The organism is Micromonospora zamorensis (genome assembly GCF_900090275.1).
Taxonomy (GTDB): domain Bacteria; phylum Actinomycetota; class Actinomycetes; order Mycobacteriales; family Micromonosporaceae; genus Micromonospora; species Micromonospora zamorensis.
In genome coordinates this window covers 415,675-435,998 of the sequence record NZ_LT607755.1, presented here as the reverse complement: position 1 = coordinate 435,998, position 20,324 = coordinate 415,675, and the positions used below count along the sequence as shown (strand labels likewise).

The following is a 20,324-nucleotide window of genomic DNA, read 5'->3' as shown; positions in this document are numbered from 1 at the left end:
CGGACCTCTCTAACGGATCGGCACGGTGGCGGTCACCGTGGCCTGGTCGATGTCGGTCGTTCGGGCGGTGATCTTCAGTTGCCAGTCGCCGGCTGCCGGCAGGCTGATGTCGCCGTAGGCGTGGTTGTCCGTCAACGGCAGCAGCGGGACGTCGATCGGTTCGATCCCGGCCGAGGGCAGCGCGGCAGTCGCCTTCCACTCCACGACCGGCAGCGGCAGGTTGTCCTTGCCGTACGCGTACAGGTGCACCGAGTTGTTGCCCCGCTGGGCCGGGCTCACCTCGATCTGCATCTCGTAGAGCGGGCTGGACAGCCTGGTGCTGAACAGGCCGGCCTCGGTGCTGGACGGCCCGGCGACGGCGGTGCGGGCGGGCGTGGTCTGCACGAGCGTGGCGGACAGGCCCAGCACCACCACGGTGACGGCCAACTCCACCCAGACCGCCCGGCGTACCGGCGCCGGTCGCTGCGCGGCGACACGCCGACGGACCAACTGCCGGGAGTACGCGGCCACGGCGATCACCAGCGCGAACAGCCCGATCTTGGCGAGCAGCAGCCGCCCGTAGGTGGTGTCGAACAGCGCCTGCGGGGTGGCCACCTCGATCAGCGCCTGGACGGTGCCGGCCAGCAGCAGCGCCGACACGGCGAGCGCCGCCCAGCGCGACCAGATCGGCAGGATCGCGCTCAACTCCCGCTCGTCGGCCTGGCGCAGCAGGAAGCCGGCGAGCATGAGCAGACCGCCCAGCCAGACGGCCATGCTGCCCAGGTGCACCGCGTCGACCACCACGGAGACCGCCGGCGCCGGGGAGGCGGCCGGGTGCCCGGCCAGGGGCCAGGTCAGCAGGGTGGCGCCGCCGAGCACGGCCAGGATGATCGCGTCGGCGCGGCCGGTCGGTCGGGCCAGCAGCGGCCGGAGCAGGAAGACGGACGCCGCCAGCAGACCGAGCCGGACCAGGTGGGCGGCGCCGAAGGCGCTGCCGAACACGCTGCCGAAACCCTCGCCGGTGACGTCGAAGAGGCCACCGCCGGCGGTGTAGGGCACCTGCAACCACAGGTCGGCGAGGGTGGCGACGGCCACCAGACCCAGGCCGGTCCACGCCAGGCGGGTCGGCCCCCGGCGGGAGAGCCGGCGGGGCCAGAGCGCGGCGAGCACCAGCGCCGGCCCGACCAGCAGCACCAGGCCGGCGTAGCCGAGGAAGCGGGCCACCTTCACCGCCGTACCCACCACCGGGTTGGCGCGGCTGTCCGAGCCGGAGTCGACGGGTGGCGTCGAGGGTGCGCCGACCGAGTAGGTGAACGCCCCGGAGACCGGGTGGCTGTCGGCGGAGATCACCCGGAAGCTGACCAGGTAGGTGCCTCGGCCCCCGGCCGGGTCCACCGGAATGGTCACGACACCGCCGGCGAAGGACGGCTCACCCCGGTCGGCCCGGGCCCCGTCGGGCGCGATGACCCGGATCTTGCCGGGAACCTTGCGGACCGACTCGCTGAACGTCAGCACCACCTCGGACGGCCCGCTCGGCACGATGGAGGAGGCGGCCGGGCTGCTGCTCTCCAGCACCGCGTGGGCGCTCGCGGAGGTGGCCGGCGCGATCAACAGGGCGACGACGGTGACCAGCAGGCCGGCGGCTGCGGCCAGCCGGGCGAACCAGCGGCGGGGGGCGACAGTCATGCCAGCCATGGTCGCCGACCGGTGTGGATCTCGGCGACCCGAGTCGGGCGAAGGGCTCAACTCTGCTCAGCCGCCAGTGCCGCGCGGGAGGGATCGCGTGTCATGAGCAGGTAGTCGGCTCGCGTTGGGAAAAAGTTCCCGACGTGGTGCAGAACATCCAAGGGCCGAAGGACCCTGACGCTGCGACGGGCGCCGCGTAACCTGGTTTTTCGTGATCCCCGTCCCGCGTGACACCGGTGCCGCCGGTCCGGCAGAGCCGGCCGGCGACGTCGCCCGGGACCCGGCCACCGAGTGGGCGCTGATCGCCCGCGACGGTGACCCGAGCGCCCAGGCGGCGTTCGTCCGGCTGACCCAGGTCGAGGTCTGGCGGTTCGCCGCCGCCCTGGTCGACCCGGACAGCGCCGACGACCTGACCCAGGAGACGTACCTGCGCGCGTTTCGGGCGCTGCCCGCGTTCGAGGGTCGCTCCAGCGCCCGCACCTGGTTGCTCGGCATCGCCCGGCGGGCCTGCGCCGACCACCTGCGCACGGTGATCCGCCGTCGGCGGCTGGACGAGCGCCTGGCGGCGAACGCGTACACCGACCGCCCCTACCCGGACCCGGCCGGCCAGCTCGGGGCCGCCGACCTGGTCCGCCGGCTCAGCGCCGAGCGGCGTGCCGCCTTCGTGCTCACCCAGTTGCTCGGCCTGTCGTACGCCGAGGCCGCCGCCGTCGAAGGGGTGCCGGTGGGCACCATCCGTTCCCGGGTCGCCCGGGCCCGCGACGACCTGGTCGAGGCGGCCGGCGACGCGCTGACCGGCTGAGCGCGGAACTTCCGGCGGAGACGGGACGACAAATGAGCGTGACTGCACCTCCCTCCGGGGCTGGCCGTTGGCCTGTCGTCCGGCCCTGGCTCGGCACGGCGGCCCGGCTCGGCCTCGCCGCCGTCTGGCTCGTGGCCGGCGCGTCGAAGGTCGGCGACCTCGCCGCCTCCGGGCGTGCCGTCAACGCGTACCAGGTGATGCCGTACGACGTGGCGAGCGTGATCGGCGCGGCCCTGCCCTTCGTCGAGCTGGCGCTGGGCGTGCTGTTGCTGCTCGGGCTGGCCACCCGGCTCGTCGCCGGGGTGTCCGCCGCACTCCTGGTGGTCTTCATCGCGGGGATCGCCTCGGCCTGGGCGCGGGGGTTGGCCATCGACTGCGGCTGCTTCGGCAGCGGTGGGCAGTTGGCCGAGGGACAGGCCCCCAGTTACCTCCCGGAGATCCTTCGGGACCTGGGATTCTTGGTACTGGCCGGATTTCTGCTGATCTGGCCACGTACGCCCATCTCGGTGGACGGATGGTTGTCCGGCGAGCCCGTTGTGGAGGACGAGGATGAGTAGTCGCAAGGGGCAGCGGGACGCCGCCCGGGTGGTCCGCGAGCAACTCGCCCGAGAGCGGCGACGCAGGCGCACGATCTGGGTCTCGGCCGCGGCCGTCGTCGTCCTGGTCATCGCCGGTGTCATCGGCTGGGCCGCCTGGTCCAGCCAGCGCTCCGACGAGTTCACCACCCCGCCCGGCGCCAACGCGGCCGGCACCGGCATCGTCACCGGCGGCGGGCCGGTCACCGTCGACGTCTACGAGGACTTCCTCTGCCCGGCCTGCAAACAGTTCGAGCAGACCAGCGGGGCGACGCTCGAACAGTTGGTGGCCGAGAACAAGGCGAAGGTGGTCTACCACCCCGTCGCGTACCTGAACCGCTTCTCGACCACCGAATACTCGACCCGGTCGTCGGCCGCCTCCGGCTGCGCCGCGGCGGGCGGCAAGTACCACGAGTACGCCAAGGCGCTGTTCGCCCAGCAGCCGCCGGAGGGCAGCGCCGGGCTCACCGACGACCAGCTGATCGACATCGGTGTCGGCGTGGGCCTCGACCGGGGCTCCTTCGGCACCTGCGTGAAGGACAAGACCTACCGGACGTGGACCGAACACGTCACCGACGACGCCAGCCGGAGCAACGTCACCGGCACGCCGACCGTCAAGGTCAACGGCAAGTCGGTCGACAACCCCACCCCGGACGCTCTCACCGCAGCCGTGGCGGCGGCCGGCAAGTGATCCGTACCCTGCTGGCCCGGGCCGGCCTGGTCGCCACCGCAGCCTGCGCGGCCACCCTGCTCACCGCGGCGCCCGCCGCCGCGCACGGCGCGGACGCACCCGACGGCACCGACTACCGCACCCGGACCACCGGGGTCGCACCGGCACGGCCAGGGCTGGAGGTACGCGTCGTCGAGGCGGGCGCCCGACTGGAGCTGACCAACCGCACCGGCCGCGCCGTCGAGGTGATCGGCTACTCCGGCGAGCCGTACCTGCGGGTCGGCCCGGACGGGATCTTCGAGAACAGCCGCTCCCCCGCCACGTACCTGAACCGCACCATCACCGGGGACACCGCGCTCCCGGCCGAGGCCGACCCGGCCGCCCCGCCGAACTGGCGGCGGATCGACGACGGGCCGACGGCGCGCTGGCACGACCAACGCGCACTGTGGCAGGAGTCGGCACCACCGCCGGCGGTACGCGCCGCACCGGACCGGGAGCACCGGGTCCGCGACTGGACGGTCCCACTGCGCGACGGCGCCGACCCGGTGGTCATCGGCGGCACGCTCGACTGGGTGCCGCCGCCGGACGCGTACACCTGGTGGACGGTGACCATCGTGGGCCTGCTCGCGGTGGGCGCGCTCGGCCTGGTCGCCGCCGCCGCGCCGGCCGGCGCCCGCGCGCTGTCCGCCGTCGGCGCGTTGCTGGTCGTCGGCGGCGCACTGACCGTCGTGTACCCGGTGGGGCGGGAACTGGACGCGGGCGCGCAGGGTGTCGGCGGAGTGCTGGTCGGGCTGTTGTCCGGGCAGATCTGGTCGCTGCTCACCGGCCTCGGCGCGGTCGCCGCCGGTTGGTACGCGCTAGCCCGCCGCCCGGCCGCCGACTTCGCGGTGGCGCTGGCCGGGGCCTGCCTGGCGCTCTTCGGCGGCGCGGCGAACGCCGCCGTGTTCGCCCGGTCCATCGCCCCGGTGCCCTGGTCGCCCGAGGTCGCCCGCGTCATGGTGGCGGTGGTGCTGATCACCGGTGCCGGCGCGACGGCCGCAGGAGTCCTCCGCCTGCACGCCGCCTCCCGGGCCGCCACCGCAGCACCCCGGGCCGACGACGCCGAACGCGGAGCTACGGCCGCGGGGTGAAACCGTAGGGAAGTTCCAGGCGGTGGCGGGCCAGCAGGGCCTCGTCACGCAGCAGGTCTCCGGTGCGGGCGTCGGCGACGATCCGGCCACCGTCCAGGATCACCGAGCGTTCGCACAGCTCCGCCGCGTACGGCAGGTCGTGCGTGACCATCAGCAGGGTCACCGGCAGGTCGCGCAGGATCTCGGCCAGCTCACGGCGGGCCGCCGGGTCCAGATTCGACGACGGCTCGTCGAGCACCAGGATCTCCGGGTGCATGGCGAGCACGGTGGCCACCGCCACCCGGCGGCGCTGCCCGAACGACAGATGCTGCGGGGCCCGCTCCCGGTGCTCACTCATCCCCACCGCCGCGAGCGCCTCGTCCACCCGCGCGGCCAGCTCCGCCCCGCGCAGGCCCAGGTTCGCCGGCCCGAACGCCACGTCCTCCGCCACCGTGGGCAGGAACAACTGGTCGTCCGGGTCCTGGAAGACGATGCCCACCCGGCGACGCACCTCGCCCAGGGTGGCGCGATCCGGCGTCACGGTCAGCCCGCCGACGCTCACGCTGCCCTCGGTCGGGGTGAGGATGCCGTTGAGATGCAGCACCAGCGTCGTCTTGCCGGCCCCGTTGGGCCCGAGCAACGCCACCCGATCGCCGCGCGGCACGCTCAGGTCCACCCCGTGCAGGGCGACATGCCCATCCGGGTACGCGTAGCGAACGCCACGAACGTCCAGCGAGACAGCGGTCTGCACGACACCGATCATGACAGCACGACGGCGGTGGCGGCGATGGAGGCCGCCAAGACCGGCACGGTGGCCGCGACCAGCCACTGGCCGGTGGTCGCCGCGCCCTCGCTCTGCCACACGGCGGGCATCCGCCCGGTGTAACCCCGCGACAGCATCGCCAGGTAGACCCGCTCACCCCGCTCGAAGGCGCGCAGGAACAGCGCCCCGATCCCGGCGGCGAAACCGCGCAACTGCCACAGGAAACGCGGGTCGTCACCCCGGGAGATCCGGGCCACCCGCATTCGCCGCGCCTCGCCGATCAGCACGTCGAGGTAGCGCAGCATGAACGTGGCGATCTGGGTGAACACCTGCGGGCAGTGCAGCCGGTCCAGCCCCACGATCAGGTCCCGGGTCGTGGTGGTCGCGGCGAGCAACAGCGAGGCGAGCACGCCCAGGGTGCCCTTGGCCACGATGTTCCACGCGCCGTGCAGGCCGTCCTCGGACAGCCGCAGGCCCAGCACCTCGACCCGGTCGCCGCTGCCGAGGAACGGCAGCGCCACCGCGAACAGCACGAACGGCAGCTCGATCAGCGCCCGGCTCAGCAACCACCGCGGCCCCACCCGGGCCAGCGCCGCCACCACCGCCACCAGCAGGGCGTACGCGCCGAAGGCCCAGAACGCCGTACGCGGGGTGGCCACCACGGCGATGGTGAAGACCACCATCGCCACGATCTTCACCTCGGGCGGGAGCCGGTGCACCGGCGAGTCCGACTCGCGGTACAGCACGTGCCCGTGACCGGCACCCATCTGCGCGTACCCCTGCTCAGCTGGCCGCGTCGGCGCGGCGCCGGACATCGTCGGACGTCGCGGGGTCACCGTCGGTCGGGGTGGTGCCGTCGGTCGGCGTGGTGCCCTTGGTCGGCGTGGTGCCGTCGGTGGGCGTCGTGCCGTCGGTCGGGGTTGTGCCCCGGCGGCGCAGCAGCCAGAAGCCACCAGCGCCGATCGCGAAGGTCACCAGCACCCCGAGCACCCCGGAGAGGCCGGTGGAGACGAAGCTGTTCCGCACGCCGCGCACGCCGTAGTCGGCCAGCGGGCTGTCGGCCAGCTCGTGGTCACGGGCCTGCTGGGCGGGGCAACTGCCGCCGACGATGTTGTCGTCGGCGTCGACGGTGCAACCCTTGAGCAGGGACGAGTCCAGCCCGTCCGGGTGGGACGAGGCGTAGTTGCTCACCACACCGGCGAGCAGCAGGGCGACCAGCAGGCCACCGGCCAGGAAGGCCCAGGAACGGTTCTTCATCGGGCACCTCCGGCGACCGGGACAGCGGGGGCGGCAGGGGCGGCGGGCGTGCGCAGGGAGCGCAGCGCGTACACCAGGTCGGGGCGCACCTTCGCGACGGTGAGCACTGTGGTCGCGGTGATCAGGCCCTCGCCGATGCCGATCAGCAGGTGGACGCCCGCCATCGTGCCGGCCAGGCCGGTCAGGTTGTTACCCAGGTCGGTGGTGCCGCCCAGCCAGTACTGCAGGACGAAGCCCTGCGACGCGACCACCACGCTGAGCGTGGCGGCGACGAACGCCGTCACGGCCAGACCGGCCCGCGTACGGGGCAGCACCCGCAGCAGCACCGCGATCAGCACGTACGCCGCGGCGGTGCCGAGCAGCGCCATGTTCGTGATGTTGAGGCCGAGCATCGCCACGCCGCCGTCACCGAAGATCAGTGCCTGCACCACCAGCACCACGGCCACGCAGAGCGCGCCGACCCACGGGCCGACCAGCATGGCGGCGAGCGCGCCACCGAGCAGGTGGCCGCTCACGCCGGCCGTGAAGATCGGGAAGTTGAGCATCTGGACGGCGAAGATGAACGCCGCCACCAGGCCCGCCATCGGGGCCAGTCGGTCGTCCAGGTCGCGCCGACCGCGCAGGACGCAGACGGTGAGCGCGGCAAGGGCCAGCGCAGCGAAGATGGCTGCGACCGGACCGTCGATGATCCCGTTCGAGATGTGCATCGCCAGTGTTTCCACGCGACCTCCCACGCGTCCGCAGCCCCGACCGGGGCGGCGTGGGTCAGCCTATTTCCCAAACCTCGTTGTTGCCAGAGTCTTGCAACAACGGATGAGCTTGATCACCTTCCAGGTCAGGTGCGGCGTCGGCGCGTCCCGGTGATCGGTTCGGCTTCCGTGAACGTCGGGGTGCCCGCTGGGTGATCGACTCGCCTTTCTTGATGTCGGGGTGTCCGCGGGTCGGGGATGCCCCGGTTTCCAGAACCACGAGTCGATCTTCACCCGCCGGCGCGGACCCGCGCGGCTCGCCGATGACGGCACCGGCCAACCCAGCGGTATCGTCGGGCCATGACCGCGCCCGACCGTCTCTCCGCCGGTGACCCCGCCCCCGAGTTCACCCTCGCCACCGACACCGGCGACCAGCTCTCCCTCGCCGACCTGCGAGGCCGCAAGGTCGTCCTGTACGCCTACCCGTCGGCGATGACCCCCGGCTGCACCAAGCAGGCCTGCGACTTCCGCGACTCGCTCGCCTCGCTCCAGGCCGCCGGCTACGAGGTCGTCGGCATCTCCCCGGACAAGCCGGAAAAGCTGGCGAAGTTCCGCGAGCGCGACGCGATCACCTTCCCGCTGGTGTCCGACCCGGACAAGGCGGTGCTGACCGCCTACGGCGCGTACGGCGAGAAGCAGCTCTACGGCAAGACCGTCACCGGCGTGATCCGCTCGACGTTCGTGATCGACGCCGACGGCAAGATCGAGCGGGCGCTCTACAACGTCAAGGCCACCGGCCACGTCGCCAAGCTCCGCCGCGACCTCGGCCTGGACTGATCTGTCGTACCGGGCCGCTACGTTCCGTCAGTGGTTCGATACAGATACACGCCCGAAGCGTTGGCCGCCGCTGCCGCCGCCGCGCGCAACATCACCGAAGTGATGCGGTTGCTCGGCGTTCGCGTCAGCGGTGGCTCGCACGCGCACATCAGTCGGCAGCTCAAGAGATTCGGCATCGACACGTCGCACTTCACCGGCAGCGCGCACAACCGGGGCGTGCGTTGGCGGCGACTGTCCCCCACCGAGTTGCTGGTGGTGCTCCCCGAGGGTTCTCGCCGGATCCCGGGCATCCGCCTCAAGCGCGCCCTGGCGACCATCGGCCTTCCTGACAACTGCGAGGTGTGCGGCACCGGCTCGACGTGGCAGGGCGCCAAGCTGACGCTCCACGTCGATCACATCAACGGCGACTTCCTCGACAACCGGCCACACAACCTCCGACTACTATGCCCCAATTGTCACAGCCAGACCTCCACGTACGCTGGTCAGCGACGGCCTGCGCTCGTCGAGCCCGAGGTGGTCTACGATCCTGATGCGGTGACTCCGACCGGCTTTCGGATAGGCAGGCGGCTGCCTCGTCGACAAGAATGGCCGTGGACGCTGGTCGAGTTCAGCTTCAAGGGGCCGTAGCCCAACGGCAGGAGGCATGCGGTTTAGGTCCGCACCAGTGCGGGTTCGAATCCCGTCGGCCCCACCCCATCGCTGGCCTGACAAGGCGGCGCAGCTCGACGGCGTCGATTGTCGGGCGCGTCACTGTCGTGGGTCGCGGGCCTGGTCAGCGGGTCAGGATGGCGGGCGTGAGTCTGCACTTCGTCCTCGACCCCGACCTGACCCCGCAGCTGCGCGCCGAGATCGTCGACCTCTGGGCGGACGTCAGCAACGCCGGCGGCGCGGTCGGTTTCGTGCCGCCGGTCACCGCCGCTGACGTTCACGTCCTCGCCGACCCGACCTTCGCCGGTATCGCCGACGGTCCGGACCGGCTGCTGGTCGGCTACTCCGGAGACCGGCTGGTGGCGGTACTGATCTTCAGTGACAACCGTTTCCCGCTCAAGGCGCACTGGTGTGTGTTGAAGCGGGTGATGGTCCACCCGGACACTCAGGGCGCCGGCTACGGCGCCGCGCTGATGGTCGAGGCGGCCCGGTTGGGGCGGGAGTTCGGCCACGAGGCGTTGCACGTCACGGTGCGCGACGGGTTGGGGTTGGACACGTTCTACGCCCGTCTCGGTTATCGGGAGATCGGCCGGCTGCCGCGCGCGTTGCGGGTGGCGCCCGGTGACGACCGCGACGAGATCCTGATGTGGCTCGACCTGACGCCGGTCGACTGAGCGGTCAGCCTGCGCACCAACGGGCGTTCACTCCGGCCGGCTGGGTGGTCGGCGTACCGGTGGTTGGTGTGCTCGCCTTCGCCACCTCGACCGGACGGCGGGCCGGGGTCGGCGTGACAGCGGGTCGACTGCCGGGCGGCCGGACCGATGTGGAGGCGCGCGGGGTGGCCGCCACGGCCCCGCGCCCGTACATCCGGACCACACTGTTCTGCACCTGACCGGGTGCCAGGCGGACGCCGCCGACGGTGGCCCGGTTTCCGTAGACGTCGCTGGTGCGGATGCTGAACGGGCCGGGCCCGGCACCGGAGTCGATCAGCCAGTAGTTGTAGTCCTGCCGGGCGGCCGACTGCCACACACCACTGTCGCCCTGCCGGACTTCGACGGACCGCAGCGGGTTGCCGTGGTTCCCGACCCGGAGGGCGAACCACCACTGCGACGCGCCCTCCTTCATCCGGAAGGTGAGCGGTCCGGGCAGCGGCGGGTTGACCACGGCGCGGTAGGTGACGGGGACGAGGCCCTGGACCGGGTCGGCGATCCGGGCGAACGCCTCGCGGGACAGATCGAGGTGCCCGGGCGCGCACTCCGGGCACTGGTCCATGATCAGCACTCGAACGGTGCCCTTCGGGCCGGTCACGTCGAGGAATCCGCCGCAGGCGGCAGCCGCGGAGTATTCGCTCGGGCCGAGCGCCACGTAGAGCCGGTTGGCCGGGGCGGCGGGGTTCGAGCAGTTGCCGCCGGCACCCTTCGAGTCGTAGAAGGTGGCCTTGCCGCTGTGTGTGGCGTTGCCGGTGGGTGGCGCGGCGGCGAGCGGCAGGGCGGCGGCGCAGGCCGGGGCGGAGCCGGACCGCAGGGTCAGGGTGAGGCCGAGCGCCGCCGCGACAACGGTGACGCCGGTCGCCACCAGCCAGGGCACCGGACGGGACGACGACGCGGGCCGCTCCTCGGGAGCATGGTCCAGGTCGATGGTGATGTCGACAGCGCTCTCGTCCGTCACGACGGCGATGCTGCCGGACCCGGGCGCGGGCGGACAAGCCGGCTAAGCCAAAGCTAAGACAGCATCGACGGACGGTGATCGCCGCGTTCCGGTCGTGGGTCGGGCCCGCCCGTCAGGTCGCGAGGACGACCGGGGCTCCCACGGTCAGGGGTCCACTGTCGATCGGCACCAGGTGCAGTCCGAAGAGGAGCTTCTGCTGGACGTTGCGGTGTCGGCCGAGTGTGCGCAGCGGTTCCTTCGTGCGTACCCCGGTCTCCTGGTCCGTGGTGGTCACCACGCACCGGTCGCACGGCCCGGCGGCGCGAAACCGCAGGTCACCGATGTGCAGCGACCGGCCGGCCCAGTCATCCTCGGCCCAGGACGGTGCCCCGTCGACCACCAGGTTGGGCCGGAACCGGGTCATCGGCACCGGTTCCTCCCCCGCCTCGGCGAGCCAGCCGTTGAGGGCGTCGAGGGAGGCGGTGTTGGCCAGCAGCAGCGGGTAGGCGTCGGCGAAGCTGACCTGGTCACCGGTGTCGTGTTCACGGTCCCCGGCGGCCAGGTGGCGGGTCGGCTGACCCAGCCAGACCAGCCGGACCGGTCGGCCGAGCAACGCGCCGAGCCAGTCGTCGGCCGCCGCGCCGGCCAGCAGCGCCGGGACCGGGAGCTTGCGGCTGCGGAAGGTGCGCACCGCGACCGGTGCACCGTCGGCCGGTTCGGGCACGTCGAGGTCGGACTGCCCGTCGGCGCTCAGCACCAGACCCCCGGGGCGCACTGTGGCGCGCAGGCCGACCAGCCGGGTGGTCTCGCGTTGGGTGACGCCGACGCCGTCGGCGTCCACGACCATCCAGCGTCGGTCGCCGGCCAGGCCCCACGGCTGCACGAACGCGCCGTCGTGGTCGAGCCGGTGGCAACCCTTGACGGGGTACGTGTGAATCGAGGTCAGCCGCACCCGGTCACCATGCCACGCCGATGCCGTCTCCCGGGTACCAGTGGTTGGCGGGGCTCTCCCGGTAGGCGAGGAACCGCCGGCCGGTGCGCTCGGCGTGCTCGGCGAGCACATTGGTGCTGGTGACGTTGTCGGTGAGCAGGATGGCGCCGGGGGCGAGCTTCGGCTCGACGGCGTCGAACTCGCGTTTCTCGTGGGCGCGACTGTGGTCGCTGTCGTGCAGGAAAAGGTCGACCGGGCGGTCCAGTGCGCCGATCGAGGCGATCGAGTCGCCGATCACCAGGTCGACGACCTCCGACCAGGGCTCGCTGGCGGCCAGGTAGCCGGCCTCGGGGTTGATGTCCAGCGACGTGACCCGACCCGGGTGACCCTCCTGCGCGTTGCGGAGCAGGGCGGACGCCAGGACGCAGGTGCCCAACCCCTTGTCGACGCCGGTCTCCACCACGTGTGCGGGACGGGTGGCGCGGACGATCGCATACCACCCCACGCGTCGGGCGTAGTGGACGTGTTTGTCGGCGAGACCGCGGCGGGTGGCGGTGGCGGTGGCCCGTTCGATGTGGTGCCGCAGCACGTCGTCGGACTCGATTTCGGCGACGTAGCCCCGGACCTGCTTGACCGGGATGTCGCAGACCACGCTGACGAACCAGGCCAGGTGGTGACGGCTGAGCTTGGTCAGCTCGTACGTGTAGTTGTGATGTTCCCGGGAGGTGACCAGCCACCGAGCCGAGATGCGCAGCACCTTGGCGTCGTGGCGGGCGACCCGGGCGAGCCGCTTGGGAAATGCGGCGACGGGGGCGAGCGGGGTACGGGCGATGGCCCGGCGCATCTGCGTGGCGTCCACCGCTGCTTCATACCAGGTTCGGGCGAACGTCTGGGCGGAAAGTCTTTTGGTCAGGATCTGAAACCATACGGCCCAGACGGGGGCACGTGAGCGTAACCCGCAATCAGTAGCATCGCGGCATGCAGTATCGCCAAGAGTACGCGGAGCCCGAGACCCAGCTCATCGCGGCGCAGCAACCATCGGAGCCGACCAAGCAGGCGCGCAAGAAGCGTCCGCGGTGGCAGAAGGTCGCTTTGATCACCTTCGTGGTCCTGGCATTGCTCGGCGGCGGCGGCATGATCGCCGGTGGGTTGTACTTCCGGTCGATCAACTCCGGCATCGAACGCGTCGACGCCTTCGAGGGTGTACCCGAGGCCGAACGCCCGCAGGTGGGTGAGGCGGGCAAGGGTGCCATGAACATCATGATGCTCGGCAGCGACTCACGCGATCCGGACAACGAGTCGGGCTCCCGCACCGACACCATCATCGTGGCCCACCTGCCGAAGGACCGTTCCAGCGCCCAGCTCATCTCGATCCCCCGGGACACCTGGGTCAGCGTGCCGAAGTCCGCGACGGGCCGGGGCGGTAAAGAGGCGAAGATCAACGCATCGTTCGCGTGGGGTGGCGTTCCGTTGATGGTGCAGACGGTGGAGAAGTTCACCGGCGTACGCATCGACCACGTGGCGATCGTCGACTTCGGAGGCTTCAAGGAGATCGTCGACGCGCTGGGCGGCATCAACGTGGACGTGGAGAAGGGCTTCACGACGCTGTACGGGCTCAACGGCCACCGGACGTTCAATGCCGGCAATCAGAAGATGGACGGGGCGACCGCGCTCGACTACGCACGCGAACGCCACGCCTTCGCCGACGGCGACTTCGCGCGGATCCGGCACCAGCAGCAGGTGATCAAGGCGATCCTGGACAAGGCGGCGTCCGGTGGAACGCTCGCCAACCCGGCCAAACTCAACTCCTTCGTCAAGGCGACGGCGGACGCGGTCGCCGTGGACAAGTCGCTGAACCTGCTGGACCTCGCGTCCGAGATGCGTGATCTGCGCAGCGGCAACCTGACGTTCCTCACCTGCCCCACAAAGGGCACCGGGATGATGGGCAACGAGAGCGTGGTTCTGGCCGACAAGCCGAAGGCCGCCAAGGTCTTCGAGGCGGTCCGCAACGACAACGTTCCGGAAATCCTGTCCGCCGCAAAGTAGGAGTAGGAACTGGCTTGCCGGCCATGGTGGCGCGCCTCGGCCGATCGTAGAGTTCGGTCGCCTTCTGGTCGGGATGCGTGACCGAGGGCTTTCACGGGGAGGTCCACTAGTGTCAGGCCAGCCGGCGACAAGCCATTCGTCCACGCCATCATTCGGCGGGGAAGAAATTGATATGCCGGGCGACGGGGCCCGCCTGTACGGCGGCGCCCCACCCGTCCCTCAGGCCCGGGAGCCGGAGGTTCGGGGCGACGCCAAGGTCGAGGTGCCCGGCCTTGGCACCACCGCCGTTCTGCCGTACGCCAGGTCCCGCACCTCGTCGCGGACCCGGTGGCTGCGGGCCTGGATGATGATCGCGCCCGTCGACGCCGTCGCGCTGCTCGCTCCGCTGCTGCTGAGCCAGAGCTACTGGCGCGGGACCCTGGCCAACGCCGCCCTGACGGTGACCCTCTTCGCAGTCGGTGGCCTCTACCGGCCGCGCCGCCACGTGAGCATCCTCGACGAGCTGCCAAGTCTCTCCGGGCGCCTGCTGGCCGCCGCCTCGTTGGTGGCCATCATCGGGGCGGAGCGGCACGCCTCGGTCGCGTACATCGGCGGGTTCATGAGGGACGTCGCGCTGTCGGCGCTGCTCGTGATCCTCGGGCGCGCGGCCAGCAGGGCGTTCACCGTCCTGTCCCGCAAGCGTCGGTGGGCGGAGCACAACGCGCTCATCGTCGGCGGCGGCCCGGTCGGCCTCGAACTCGCCAGGCTGCTGCGCCGCTACCCTCAGTACGGTCTGCGGTTCGTCGGCTGCGTCGACGCTTCGTCCCGTCAGGGCAACGCCGCGCTTCCGCTGAGCGGGACGCTGACGGACCTCGAACACCTCGTCCGGCTGACGGAGTGCGAGGTCCTGATCATCGCCGACCCGGACTGCCACGAGTCCACGCTCATGGAAACCCTGCTACAGCCCCGCAGCTCGCGCTGTGACCTCTGGGCCGTACCGCGCCTGTGGGGTTCACGATCGCACAGCGGTTACCCCGACCACATTGGCGCCTTCCCGATCGTCAAGATCGGTGACATCTCGCTGACCGGCCCGCGGTGGGCCATCAAGCGGGCGTCGGACGTGCTGTTCGCCGCGGTCGCTCTCCTCCTGTTGAGCCCGGTGCTGCTGCTCTGCGCCATCGCCACGTTCATCGACGGTGGCCGTGGAATCTTCTTCTACCAGGAGCGGATCGGCCGGTACGGTCAGCCGTTCAAGGTCATCAAGTTCCGGTCGATGCGTCCGGTGAACGAGCAGGAGTCCCAGACCAACTGGTCCATCGCGCACGACAACCGGGTCAGTCCGATCGGCCGGTTCATTCGCCGGACCTCGCTGGACGAGCTGCCCCAGTTGTGGAACATCCTGCGCGGCGACATGAGCGTGGTCGGGCCTCGGCCGGAACGTCCGTACTTCGTCGAGAAGTTCTCCGCCGAGTACCCGAACTACGCGGCACGTCACCGCGTCCCCGTCGGGCTCACCGGCCTCGCCCAGGTCAGCGGCCTGCGGGGCGACACCCCGATCTCCGACCGGGCCCGGTTCGACAACTACTACATCGAGAACTGGTCGCTCTGGCTCGACATCAAGATCGTTCTGCGTACGGTGGCCGAGGTATTCCGCGCCGGGGGCCGCTGACGGCAGGCCGAGGGGACCTCGGACGGTACCGCGTCAGCCGGCGTCCCGGACGGGGCGCGGGCCGGCGGAACCGGTCGCTGGTCGTCGGCCGGATACGGTCGGGATCCAGGTCGCGCAGAGCGAACACGGCGCGGGTGAGGCCGTACCAGGTGGTCTCGCCCGACGCGGTGCCGTGATAGACGCCCGGAGCGGCGCGGCCGGCTGGTCATCCACCACGTCGAGCCACTCCCGCTCGCCGGCAAGCCGCAGCATCGTCGCGACGACGGTGGGGTCCGAGCCGGCCTTGGACGCCGAGTACGGGGAGTTCGGCGACAGCGGCCAGGCCTCGGTCCAGGAACCCTCGTCGTGGATCCGTACACCTCGTCGGTGGAGACATGCACGCCCACCTTCGGGCAGCGGGAGGCGGTGCGACTCGACGACGTCGACCGGCGTGCCGTCTACCTCAGCGAAGGCCTGGGGCATGGGTTCTGCGCGACCGACGACGCCACCCTGAGCTACCTCTGCTCCACCGCGTACAACCCGACAACCGAGCACGCCGTGCACCCTCTCGACCCGCAACTGGCGATCGACTGGCCGGGTGGATCGCGCGCGGCAGGTCGGCTCCGGTGTGTCAGCGAACGTTACGAGGCGCCAATGACACGGTTGAACTCGGACCAGAGCCTCGGTGTGAGCGTCTCGGCATACTGCCACGTAAGGTGGTTCGTGTCTCTATAGACAATGACGTTGCCCGCGACACCATAACAGTACGTCTTGTCACAGAACCCGTCGCTGAGATCGATCACGCGCACGTTCGGGTCGCCCGCGTTCAATGCGCTCTGCACGAGTTGGTCGTACGGCAACGCCGCTTCGCGCGGAAGCGCGCACTTGTGCAGATTATTCATGTTCGCACCCACGCATTCAGGGATAGAGACCAGATTGGTAGACGGCGTATCCCGGATGACAACGACTTTCTTTCCGGAGGAGGTGATCTTCTTGAAGGCAGATCCGAATGCCTCATCCGCTCGTTCGCGACCGTCCTGCCCGTCGTGGGAGGGAAGGAACTTGTATTCCAAAGTGTTCGCCGTGACAATTACGGCGTCGAGCCCGTCATCCTCGATGAGACGCCGCGTCACCTCCTGCCCCCACTCGGCACAGTTTCGCCAGTACTCCATCGAATGGCTCGGGAGATCCCGCACTCCTTCGGCGAGGGCGCAGGACGTCTTGAAGAATGTCGTCGCATGCCAGCGTCCTTGACCCGCCAGATTTTCGATGGCGCCCAACCACTGCAGCGCATGCGAGTCGCCGACGAAGGCCACTCTCACCGCAGAGTCTCGCTGCCCGAACTCGCAGGTACGAATCTCCTTGGTGTCAACCCAGTTGGAGCAACGTTCGTATTCGGGGTTGGACTGGTCCTTGACCGCAAGCGAGGCCGGCATGATCGGCCCCTCACCGAAGACGGTGGGGCACGAGGTGCCGTCATCGAACACCGCGGCGCCATAGCACGGCCTACCGACCGCGCTCGCGAACCTCTCCTCTGCGATGTCGATCCGTACGTCCACGATCGCCCAAGCAGCCACGGCCGCCGCCAGCATCGTCGCGACGCCTCCTGCGGCAATCGCCAGTGATGGCCATCGTCTGGAGCGGAGGAAGTTGTTCTGCCGGATGGGGGTTTCGAACAGGTGGGTGGTCAGCCAGGAGATGACGATCGTCGCGGCCAGGATCGTCAGCCGCAGCGGCATCGACAGATCCTGCTGTATCGCGATCGGCACCAGTATGAGCAGGGGCCAATGCCACAAATAAATGGCGTACGAGATGTCGCCGAGCGTTGTCGCTGGACGCCGACCGAGCCACCACGACACGGAGACCGGTGAAGGCCGCCGTGCTCCCAGAATGACCGCTGCCGCACCGAGGGTCGGCAGTAGTGCGGCGTGGCCCGGGAACGATGTCGTCTTTGTATAGAAACAGGCGGAAAATATTATCGCGCCGAGACCGAGCCAACCGAGCACGATGCGAGACTTAACCCACCGATTCTCGTCGAGAACGAGCAGAGCGCACATCGCACCGATGGCGAACTCCCAGACTCGAGTGGGGGTGACGAAGTATGCCAGGTTCGGCGCGGCTGCGGTCTCGTACACCGAATAGGCAAGGGATGCGATGAGCAGCAGACCCAGTGCCACCATGACCGAACGCCGGCGAGCGACCTCTGAAACGCCAGCCCGAGAACGGGTGACTAGCCACAACGTGGCTATGATCAGCAAGGGCCAGACGGCGTAGAACTGCTCCTCGACTGAGAGCGACCAGAAATGTTGCACCGGGCTGTCCGCCGCATCCTGCAGCAGGTAGTCGGTCTCATTCCGGGCGAGCTGCCAGTTCTGGACGTAGGCGGCGCTCGCTACGATCTGCTTGAAGGTATTTCCCCATCGCCCGTCGGGGAGGATCAGGAGAGACGCGACGGCTGTGCAAGCAAGTACCAGGAGCGATGCTGGGAGCAGTCGCAACGCCCGGCGTGCGTAGAAAGACCGCAGAGCGATCCTCCCGCGGTCTTTCGCCTCACGCCACAGGTGACTGGTTATCAAGTACCCGGAAATCACAAAGAAAACATCAACGCCGACGTAGCCGCCGCTCAAGCGGTAGGGCCACAGGTGGTAGAGAACAACCACTCCAACCGCGACGGCCCGGAGCCCCTGAATGTCGGGGCGGAACCGATCGACTTGCGTCGGATGTGGGTGTGCCGCGCTCGTCTCAGTTCTTCGGGTTTCGGCGAGCGCTAGTTCCATCGTTCTCCGTTCAGGGCAGGCTGACGCGGAGCGGACGCTAGCGCAGGTCGCCTGGATCGGCAAGCGTGGGGCATGAATCTGGCATACCGCTCATCTTGTCAATTTGGTGAAGGTCATTAGAAATCAACATCGAAGTAATCGAGTATGGTGCCGGGCGCGGCCGCTAAATGTAGTCGATGATGCGGAGGCTGGCAGGACGGTGCCCCCGCGCCTCGGACGCCGTCTTCACCGTCCGCACGTACGCCACAGCCGCCACGGTAGCTCGACCCGTCTAGTGCGTATCTCCCGCCACAACACTTAAGGTCACAGCCCCGCAGACCCCAGAATCAGCCAACCGTGAGCCAGGTCGGTCGTCACGATTGGTGAAATGCGCCTCCGGCCTTGGCGGAAGCGAGATGGTGAGCAGCGTGGGAAGCGTCCACCGCGCTGACGGACGTTTCGACACGGCGCCGGACGGTGCTCACGCCCCAGCAGGCGGCGCTCACACACGCCATGAGGATGAGTGGCAGGCTGACCCGGTCGACCGAGGATCCAAGATGCCAGGAGAGGTCGTAGGGGGTTACGAGATACGTCAGGACCAGGCTGGCTGCGTACGCGACATTGACGGCCCACAGCCAGAGGTCGGAGCCGATTCCCAACTCGCGGCGTGTCGGCCGGAGGAAGAGCGCACCGAGCAGCGCTACCCCGAGCGCGAGTGCGACGGCGGCACCGCTGACGCGCGCCATCGCGATCAAAATCTGCGGGAACCGATCGAGCATCACCGGATCCCCGGCCAGCAGTTGGCGGAACTGACCGCCGGCAAGGAGATCGGATTGGGCACCGAGGAACCGGGCGATCACGCTCCAGGACAACCCCGCGGCGACGGGCAGCCAAACCTGCCACGCCACACGCAGATTGCGACGTTCCTTGAAAGTCGCCACGGCAGCCAATACGACGACCATCACAAAGCCTTCGTTCTTGGACAGACCGGCAACGGTCAGCAGCAGCAACGGGAGCGCGGGACGGCTCAGGCCGTTCGCCACGAACAGCAACAGCACCGCCCCGGCGACAAACGCGGCCGCCCACAATGCGTCGCTGTATCCGCCGGCCACGTTCTGCCCGGAGACTGACCAGGAGGCAAGGCCGACACCGACGCCAGCCAGCCGGGACACTGCCACGGGAGCCTCGCCGGTGGCCCGCCGAACGGCGTAGGCGAGCATGGCGATCGACGAAAAGGTGACGAGCGCGGAGACGAACTGCGCGACATGGAAGTCGTAGCCAGGAAAGACGGCCCACACCGCGGCAACCGGTGCTGAGGGCAGGGGTGGGTAGTCGGTGTGCGAAAAGGCGTACGGCGGGTTCACGATGGCCGCTTGGGCGACGTCGCTCCCCTTCGTGAAGTACGCGGCATGCAGCCACCAGATGGAGTGCGCGTCCCACTTCATCGGCAGGTCCAGCACCAGCAGCAGCGGGGGCAGCAGGGGCCCGACCAGCCACAGGACATCGGCGCGTGACCCGTACGGCAGCGGCTCGATCACGCGTTTACGAAGGACGGGGATGAGCGCGTACTGCCCCAGCAGCAATGCCACGGTCCAGAGCAGCAACGGCCCGCCGACCAGCAACATGATGATCGTCGCCGCAGTGGTGGTGAGCGCGGCGATCAGCGGTGCGATCAACGCCGCGAGCAGGGGTTTGCGGGTGAGCACAAGGGCGAGCGGAAAGCCCACGGCCACCACCAGCAGCACCGCGACAATCGGAGCCATCGCTGGTCACACTCTTTCAATGACGAGGCGGATGCCACTACCGTCGGTGGCGTTCTCGTCGTCGACGACCGTGACTACGACGTCAGCCTGGCTCCGATCGTCGACCACGACAACGTCGTAGATAACAGCTAGTTCCATGACGCGCTGGTACCGCCAGTCGTCTTCGGGCGTGCGGACAATCTGGCCACTGAACATGCGGGTGCCTGCGGGTACTTCGTGACGAAAGGCGGTCCGCAGCGCCTCGAACTTCGGGTCGGTCTGACGCACCGGTCCGGATCCAATGAGCAACCGGAGGCCCGACTCGGTCGCGTCGAGCGCGCCGGCGCTGCTCAGCACGAAGACGACCAGCACCAGGGCGACGACGAGCGGGCGGATCACGAAGGTTCCTGTACATGCCAGCGGACGTCGGCTGGCGGCTCCGCCCAAGGCTGTATCGCCGCCACGCTCCTCAACGTCGCCGTCATCTGTGACGTCAAGTCGCACGGCATTCCCCCGCTCTTGTGGTCGGAGCGACGTTACCGGGCCGCATCCGACAACCA

General features: G+C 69.7%; 20 protein-coding genes, 1 tRNA gene and 3 pseudogenes. 11 read left to right on the top strand and 13 right to left on the bottom strand.

Annotation, left to right across the window (positions count from 1 at the left end):
- Window positions 1-9: 9 nt before the first annotated feature.
- Window positions 10-1,674: a copper resistance CopC/CopD family protein gene (locus tag GA0070619_RS02000; RefSeq protein WP_088946471.1), complete on the bottom strand. Its 1,665-nt coding sequence runs from the start codon at window positions 1,672-1,674 to the stop codon at window positions 10-12.
- Between the two features lie 202 nt (window positions 1,675-1,876).
- Here GA0070619_RS02000 and GA0070619_RS01995 point away from each other — a divergent pair, with 202 nt between their 5' ends.
- From GA0070619_RS01995 to GA0070619_RS01980, 4 genes are read left to right on the top strand one after another with little or no spacing between them, the layout of a single operon-like run.
- Window positions 1,877-2,467 carry a sigma-70 family RNA polymerase sigma factor gene (locus GA0070619_RS01995; protein ID WP_088946470.1) on the top strand — a complete coding sequence of 197 codons (591 nt, stop codon included), beginning with the start codon at window positions 1,877-1,879 and terminating at the stop codon, window positions 2,465-2,467.
- Window positions 2,468-2,499: 32 nt separating this feature from the next.
- Window positions 2,500-3,024 (top strand): MauE/DoxX family redox-associated membrane protein, encoded by a 525-nt coding sequence (locus GA0070619_RS01990; protein WP_088946469.1) that lies wholly within the window; start codon window positions 2,500-2,502, stop codon window positions 3,022-3,024.
- Window positions 3,017-3,733, top strand: coding sequence for a DsbA family protein (locus GA0070619_RS01985; protein ID WP_088946468.1), 717 nt, complete (start codon window positions 3,017-3,019; stop codon window positions 3,731-3,733). The genes GA0070619_RS01990 and GA0070619_RS01985 overlap by 8 nt, the downstream gene beginning before the upstream one ends.
- On the top strand, window positions 3,730-4,842 hold the full coding sequence (locus GA0070619_RS01980; protein ID WP_088946467.1) for a hypothetical protein: 1,113 nt from the start codon (window positions 3,730-3,732) through the stop codon (window positions 4,840-4,842). Before GA0070619_RS01985 ends, GA0070619_RS01980 begins: the two co-directional genes overlap by 4 nt.
- Here the strand turns inward: GA0070619_RS01980 and GA0070619_RS01975 are convergent.
- Genes GA0070619_RS01975 through GA0070619_RS01960 form a run of 4 tightly spaced genes read right to left on the bottom strand, consistent with a single transcriptional unit; the run spans window position 4,826 to window position 7,563 of the window.
- On the bottom strand, window positions 4,826-5,584 hold the full coding sequence (locus tag GA0070619_RS01975) for an energy-coupling factor ABC transporter ATP-binding protein (RefSeq protein ID WP_088946466.1): 759 nt from the start codon (window positions 5,582-5,584) through the stop codon (window positions 4,826-4,828). The two genes, GA0070619_RS01980 and GA0070619_RS01975, sit on opposite strands and share 17 nt — an antisense overlap.
- Window positions 5,581-6,351 carry a cobalt ECF transporter T component CbiQ gene (gene cbiQ / locus GA0070619_RS01970; protein ID WP_088951497.1) on the bottom strand — a complete coding sequence of 257 codons (771 nt, stop codon included), beginning with the start codon at window positions 6,349-6,351 and terminating at the stop codon, window positions 5,581-5,583. The genes GA0070619_RS01975 and cbiQ overlap by 4 nt, the downstream gene beginning before the upstream one ends.
- A 16-nt stretch (window positions 6,352-6,367) precedes the next feature.
- Window positions 6,368-6,841 carry a PDGLE domain-containing protein gene (locus GA0070619_RS01965; protein WP_231927234.1) on the bottom strand — a complete coding sequence of 158 codons (474 nt, stop codon included), beginning with the start codon at window positions 6,839-6,841 and terminating at the stop codon, window positions 6,368-6,370.
- On the bottom strand, window positions 6,838-7,563 hold the full coding sequence (locus tag GA0070619_RS01960; RefSeq protein ID WP_088946465.1) for an energy-coupling factor ABC transporter permease: 726 nt from the start codon (window positions 7,561-7,563) through the stop codon (window positions 6,838-6,840). The genes GA0070619_RS01965 and GA0070619_RS01960 overlap by 4 nt, the downstream gene beginning before the upstream one ends.
- Window positions 7,564-7,890: 327 nt before the next feature.
- Between GA0070619_RS01960 and bcp the strand changes: the two genes are divergently transcribed.
- The 4 genes from bcp (at window position 7,891) to GA0070619_RS01940 (ending at window position 9,689) form a co-directional block, all read left to right on the top strand.
- Window positions 7,891-8,367, top strand: a complete 477-nt coding sequence (gene bcp / locus GA0070619_RS01955) for a thioredoxin-dependent thiol peroxidase (protein WP_088946464.1) — start codon at window positions 7,891-7,893, stop codon at window positions 8,365-8,367.
- A gap of 30 nt (window positions 8,368-8,397) precedes the next feature.
- Entirely contained in the window at window positions 8,398-8,994 is a 597-nt protein-coding gene (locus GA0070619_RS01950) for an HNH endonuclease signature motif containing protein (RefSeq protein ID WP_197699587.1), read from the top strand.
- Window positions 8,985-9,058: transfer RNA gene (locus tag GA0070619_RS01945), tRNA-Leu, on the top strand. Before GA0070619_RS01950 ends, GA0070619_RS01945 begins: the two co-directional genes overlap by 10 nt.
- Before the next feature lie 103 nt (window positions 9,059-9,161).
- Complete coding sequence (locus GA0070619_RS01940; RefSeq protein WP_088951496.1) at window positions 9,162-9,689, top strand: GNAT family N-acetyltransferase; 528 nt, start codon at window positions 9,162-9,164, stop codon at window positions 9,687-9,689.
- 4 nt (window positions 9,690-9,693) lie between these two features.
- Here GA0070619_RS01940 and GA0070619_RS01935 read toward each other — a convergent pair whose 3' ends face one another.
- The 3 genes from GA0070619_RS01935 to GA0070619_RS01925 all read right to left on the bottom strand — a co-directional run bounded on the left by GA0070619_RS01935 (window position 9,694) and on the right by GA0070619_RS01925 (window position 12,452).
- Window positions 9,694-10,683 carry an expansin EXLX1 family cellulose-binding protein gene (locus GA0070619_RS01935; protein WP_172861957.1) on the bottom strand — a complete coding sequence of 330 codons (990 nt, stop codon included), beginning with the start codon at window positions 10,681-10,683 and terminating at the stop codon, window positions 9,694-9,696.
- Between the two features lie 112 nt (window positions 10,684-10,795).
- A complete protein-coding gene (locus GA0070619_RS01930) occupies window positions 10,796-11,614 on the bottom strand; it encodes an MOSC domain-containing protein (protein ID WP_088946462.1) in 819 nt (272 codons plus the stop codon).
- A gap of 4 nt (window positions 11,615-11,618) precedes the next feature.
- Window positions 11,619-12,452 (bottom strand): class I SAM-dependent methyltransferase, encoded by an 834-nt coding sequence (locus GA0070619_RS01925; RefSeq protein ID WP_088946461.1) that lies wholly within the window; start codon window positions 12,450-12,452, stop codon window positions 11,619-11,621.
- 119 nt (window positions 12,453-12,571) lie between these two features.
- Here GA0070619_RS01925 and GA0070619_RS01920 point away from each other — a divergent pair, with 119 nt between their 5' ends.
- Both GA0070619_RS01920 and GA0070619_RS01915 read left to right on the top strand, forming a co-directional pair.
- Window positions 12,572-13,639, top strand: a complete 1,068-nt coding sequence (locus GA0070619_RS01920; RefSeq protein ID WP_088946460.1) for an LCP family protein — start codon at window positions 12,572-12,574, stop codon at window positions 13,637-13,639.
- Window positions 13,640-13,811: 172 nt separating this feature from the next.
- Window positions 13,812-15,287: a sugar transferase gene (locus tag GA0070619_RS01915; protein WP_088946459.1), complete on the top strand. Its 1,476-nt coding sequence runs from the start codon at window positions 13,812-13,814 to the stop codon at window positions 15,285-15,287.
- On the opposite strand, the pseudogene GA0070619_RS34005 reads toward GA0070619_RS01915, so the two are convergent.
- Together GA0070619_RS34005 and GA0070619_RS33230 are read right to left on the bottom strand one after the other, a co-directional pair.
- Window positions 15,235-15,420: pseudogene (locus GA0070619_RS34005) on the bottom strand (hypothetical protein); the annotation flags it as partial. The gene GA0070619_RS01915 and the pseudogene GA0070619_RS34005 sit on opposite strands and share 53 nt — an antisense overlap.
- A 122-nt stretch (window positions 15,421-15,542) precedes the next feature.
- Window positions 15,543-15,667 (bottom strand): annotated as a pseudogene (locus GA0070619_RS33230) (GDP-mannose 4,6-dehydratase); the annotation flags it as partial.
- On the opposite strand from GA0070619_RS33230, the pseudogene GA0070619_RS33225 reads away from it, so the two are divergent.
- Window positions 15,666-15,872: pseudogene (locus GA0070619_RS33225) on the top strand (dTDP-4-dehydrorhamnose 3,5-epimerase family protein); the annotation flags it as partial. The pseudogenes GA0070619_RS33230 and GA0070619_RS33225 overlap by 2 nt on opposite strands.
- A 35-nt stretch (window positions 15,873-15,907) precedes the next feature.
- On the opposite strand, the gene GA0070619_RS01900 reads toward GA0070619_RS33225, so the two are convergent.
- From GA0070619_RS01900 to GA0070619_RS01890, 3 genes are all read right to left on the bottom strand, one after another.
- Complete coding sequence (locus tag GA0070619_RS01900; protein ID WP_088946458.1) at window positions 15,908-18,043, bottom strand: acyltransferase family protein; 2,136 nt, start codon at window positions 18,041-18,043, stop codon at window positions 15,908-15,910.
- Between the two features lie 353 nt (window positions 18,044-18,396).
- Entirely contained in the window at window positions 18,397-19,767 is a 1,371-nt protein-coding gene (locus GA0070619_RS01895) for a hypothetical protein (RefSeq protein WP_157743879.1), read from the bottom strand.
- 24 nt (window positions 19,768-19,791) lie between these two features.
- On the bottom strand, window positions 19,792-20,163 hold the full coding sequence (locus tag GA0070619_RS01890) for a hypothetical protein (RefSeq protein ID WP_088946456.1): 372 nt from the start codon (window positions 20,161-20,163) through the stop codon (window positions 19,792-19,794).
- Window positions 20,164-20,324: the final 161 nt, after the last annotated feature.

What these genes read in the sequence shown, in the direction of transcription:
- GA0070619_RS01900 (WP_088946458.1), bottom strand. Translation starts at nt 18,043, where the DNA reads ATGGAACTAGCGCTCGCCGAAACCCGAAGAACTGAGACGAGCGCGGCA.
- GA0070619_RS01965 (WP_231927234.1), bottom strand. Translation starts at nt 6,841, where the DNA reads ATGAAGAACCGTTCCTGGGCCTTCCTGGCCGGTGGCCTGCTGGTCGCC.
- GA0070619_RS01990 (WP_088946469.1), top strand. Translation starts at nt 2,500, where the DNA reads ATGAGCGTGACTGCACCTCCCTCCGGGGCTGGCCGTTGGCCTGTCGTC.
- GA0070619_RS02000 (WP_088946471.1), bottom strand. Translation starts at nt 1,674, where the DNA reads ATGGCTGGCATGACTGTCGCCCCCCGCCGCTGGTTCGCCCGGCTGGCC.
- GA0070619_RS01985 (WP_088946468.1), top strand. Translation starts at nt 3,017, where the DNA reads ATGAGTAGTCGCAAGGGGCAGCGGGACGCCGCCCGGGTGGTCCGCGAG.
- bcp (WP_088946464.1), top strand. Translation starts at nt 7,891, where the DNA reads ATGACCGCGCCCGACCGTCTCTCCGCCGGTGACCCCGCCCCCGAGTTC.
- GA0070619_RS01920 (WP_088946460.1), top strand. Translation starts at nt 12,572, where the DNA reads ATGCAGTATCGCCAAGAGTACGCGGAGCCCGAGACCCAGCTCATCGCG.
- GA0070619_RS01975 (WP_088946466.1), bottom strand. Translation starts at nt 5,584, where the DNA reads ATGATCGGTGTCGTGCAGACCGCTGTCTCGCTGGACGTTCGTGGCGTT.
- GA0070619_RS01915 (WP_088946459.1), top strand. Translation starts at nt 13,812, where the DNA reads ATGCCGGGCGACGGGGCCCGCCTGTACGGCGGCGCCCCACCCGTCCCT.
- cbiQ (WP_088951497.1), bottom strand. Translation starts at nt 6,351, where the DNA reads ATGGGTGCCGGTCACGGGCACGTGCTGTACCGCGAGTCGGACTCGCCG.